Origin of the sequence: Sporolactobacillus inulinus, from assembly GCF_006539285.1 — a bacterium.
GTDB lineage: Bacteria > Bacillota > Bacilli > Bacillales > Sporolactobacillaceae > Sporolactobacillus > Sporolactobacillus inulinus.
Genome location: NZ_BJMS01000168.1, coordinates 1 through 3,114 on the forward strand (window position 1 = coordinate 1; position 3,114 = coordinate 3,114).

Here is a 3,114-nt window from a genome sequence, read left to right on the forward strand (position 1 = left end):
TTGGTTTTTCTTAAACAGGTAATGCGCTGTGCGGCGTTAACGGGTTATTTCCAGGGAAATAGTCGCGGAACATCGAATTCTGTCACGGTCTATGCACGAATCAAGGCATTTTATGTTTGTCAGCCGCAAGAAGCCCTTTTGCAGTTTCTTCTGTAGTGATTAATACATTCAGATGACGCCCATGCAATGCGCCGAGAATACCGGGAATCTTGCCTTTCGATTCTGCAACGCCAATGGTGTAGCGAGTATGGTGCAGTACATCCAGCGGAATCGAAAGCGTTCGCTTGCTTAGGTGCGTAGCGATTTCTTTACCTGCATCATCAAAGAAATGGGAGCAGAGATCACCAACGATCCGCTTTTCTTTAAAATGCTGGACGGATTCATGCCCATAAAAGGCGCGCCAAGTGGCATGGCCGGTGTTTTGAATCGAACCGATGCCAACTAGGGCAATGCTGATCTTCTTCCAATAAGCTAAAATTTCATCATAATAATGGGAATGCATCCAATCGTCTCGTGTCGATTCCTTCTCAACAATAGCGGGTACGTCGATCATTATGGAGCGGGCCTTCAATTTTTCTGCTGCTTTAAAACAAATCGTATTAACATGATAGCGGCTCTCTAATTTTCCGGCGGGTCCGCCGATCATTGGCAGACATAAGAGATCGTCGTACTGTTCGGACGGCTCGAGCGCATCGACAACGGCAGCGAGCGCGCTGCCCCATGAAAAGCCAATCACATCATGATCTTGCAAATGAGCTTCAAGAAAGCGGGCCGCTGCTTGGCCGAGAGCAGTTAACGTCACATGGGTCGGCTGCGCCGGATCAACCGGAATAACAATCGACTTTTCGAGCTGAAACTTTTGCTCAAGTTGTTTGGCAAGAGAAAGGTCGTTTAAGTCATAATTAATGGTGATTTTGACAATGCCCTCGTCGCGCATCTTCTTCAGCATCCGGCTGACTGAAGTTCGGTTGACGCCGATTTTCGCAGCAATTTCATTTTGAGTGAGATTCTGTTCGTAGTACATCTGAGCGATTTGAATATATTTTTTTTTCAAAGCATCGCGATTCATGGTATCCCCCCTGTTGCTGCACAAATGATCAATAGGGTTATAAATGTGCAAAATAATGGTTTCTATTATAGAGTGAATAAGATAAAATGTAAACGAACAAGGGGATGGCCAACATTCGTCGAATATCTTTTGACGAAGCGTTTGCTTTGACGTACTATTATTTGTGACAACGATTACATAATACGGTTGCATTTGATTGAGGAGGGAAGCTGTGATGAAAATTTTACCATCAATTCTGTCTGCTCATTTCGCTTATCTTGCGGATGAGGTTCATGATGTGGCACGGGATGTGGACATGATTCATGTGGATGTTATGGATGGACGTTTTGTACCGAATATAACAATGGGTGCAAATGTCGTCGAAGCATTGAAACGCGAATCAAAGGTTGCGCAAGACGTGCATCTCATGGTTGAAGAACCGATTCATTTACTGCCGGATTTTCTTTCGGCAGGGGCAGATATGATCTCCGTGCATGTGGAAGCGTGCAAGCATGTGCATCGCGCCATCCAGATCATTAAAGAGGGTGGTGCTAAGGCAGGCGTTGCGCTCAATCCGGCCACACCTGCCGCCGTATTGGATTCGCTATTGCGTGAGGTTGACTACGTCCTGATTATGACGGTCGATCCCGGTTTTGGCGGGCAGCGTTTTATTCCATCAATGCTTCATAAAATTCGCGCGGTTGCCCGAATGATTCATGAAAAGCAAGTGCCGGTTAAGATCGAGGTCGATGGCGGGATCAACGGCGAAACCTTGCCGCTGTGTCTTGAGGCGGGTGCTGAACTATTTGTCGCCGGCTCCGCGATCTTTAATGCAGAAGACCGTCATGTGGCAATAGAAGCCTTGCTGCGAAGCGCGCAGGAAAAATAATTGACTCGGGAGCGTTGAAAAAAATTTCAAATACATGAAGTTGCGTGAGAAGAAGACTATAGTAAAGATGTGCTGCAATGGTGCAGCTTATGTTTTCGGGAGGCGCGATTCATGGAACGGGTTACGGAATGCTTAGATTTGCTTGAAGACTACACGTCGAGGCATCCGACGATTTATGAAGTTGAAAAGTTGAATTTTCTTGGAGCCGGTGCAAAGGATGTCTATAATTGCACGGCCCCTTTTTGCGATGAAGGCCGCCAGCTGATTGCCGCACGCGTCGAGTCGCGCGAGAGCGAGGAGGCGCATGTCGGATTCTTTGAACAGACTGCGGAAGGCTGGAGACTTGTACCTGACCTGCCTTTTTTCCCGCTTCAGGATCCTTTTGTGACGCGGATTGACGGTCAGCTGCTTTTCGGCGGGGTCTGGGTCAAACGGGCTGCCAATGGCGATAGCCAGTGGCGAACGCTCTTCTATCAGGGACCATCGATTCGCATGCTAAAACCCTATTTTGAGGGCCCCGTCGGAATGAAGGACTTGCGTCTTGCACAATTGCCAAATGGGCAGATTCTGGTGCTGACACGGCCGCAAGGTAGAAAAGGCGGTCGGGGAAAAATCGGCTATCTGATTCTTGCTTCTCTGAGTGAATTGACCCTTGATAAAATAGAAGACGCTCCGCTGCTTGAAGGCCATTTTGCTGAAGCAGAATGGGGTGGTGCCAATGAAGTACACCCACTGAAAAATGGCAGTGCCGGCGTGCTTGGGCACATCGCCTACTTTGATGAACAGGGCAATCGCCATTATTATTCGATGGTATTCACGCTCGATCCGCTTACCGGCAGTCATACCCCGGTCAAAATAATCGCCGTTCGAAAGGATTTCCTAGACGGGACGGCAAAACGTACCGATCTGCGTGATGTGGTGTTCAGCGGCGGCGCAATCCGTCATAGAGAAAGCGGCGTCATGGAACTGTATGCGGGTACCAGCGATGCCGAAGCCCAGCGAATCGTCATCGATGATCCTTTTCTGGAAGAGGAGCACTACGAATAAACCAATTCTTTGATGAACCACGCACCCCCTGAAGGCGGTCGGTCGACGGCTGCTTCAGGGGTTTTTAGGGCAGGTAAAGAAATTTTATAATTTTGCCCCGTCTTCAAACCAATAGACCAGTGTCTTGGCC

3 protein-coding genes are annotated in these 3,114 nt (G+C 48.3%); 2 read left to right on the forward strand and 1 reads right to left on the reverse strand.

Features of this window, described 5'->3' with window-relative positions:
- Nucleotides 1-100: 100 nt before the first annotated feature.
- A complete protein-coding gene (locus tag SIN01_RS14335; protein WP_141306157.1) occupies nt 101-1,069 on the reverse strand; it encodes a sugar-binding transcriptional regulator in 969 nt (322 codons plus the stop codon).
- Nucleotides 1,070-1,280: 211 nt separating this feature from the next.
- Here SIN01_RS14335 and rpe point away from each other — a divergent pair, with 211 nt between their 5' ends.
- On the forward strand, nt 1,281-1,937 hold the full coding sequence (gene rpe, locus SIN01_RS14340) for a ribulose-phosphate 3-epimerase (protein WP_141306158.1): 657 nt from the start codon (nt 1,281-1,283) through the stop codon (nt 1,935-1,937).
- A 111-nt stretch (nt 1,938-2,048) separates the two neighbouring features.
- A complete protein-coding gene (locus SIN01_RS14345; protein WP_141306159.1) occupies nt 2,049-2,984 on the forward strand; it encodes a DUF1861 family protein in 936 nt (311 codons plus the stop codon).
- Nucleotides 2,985-3,114: the final 130 nt, after the last annotated feature.

What these genes read in the sequence shown, in the direction of transcription:
- SIN01_RS14335 (WP_141306157.1), bottom strand. Translation starts at nt 1,069, where the DNA reads ATGAATCGCGATGCTTTGAAAAAAAAATATATTCAAATCGCTCAGATG.
- SIN01_RS14345 (WP_141306159.1), top strand. Translation starts at nt 2,049, where the DNA reads ATGGAACGGGTTACGGAATGCTTAGATTTGCTTGAAGACTACACGTCG.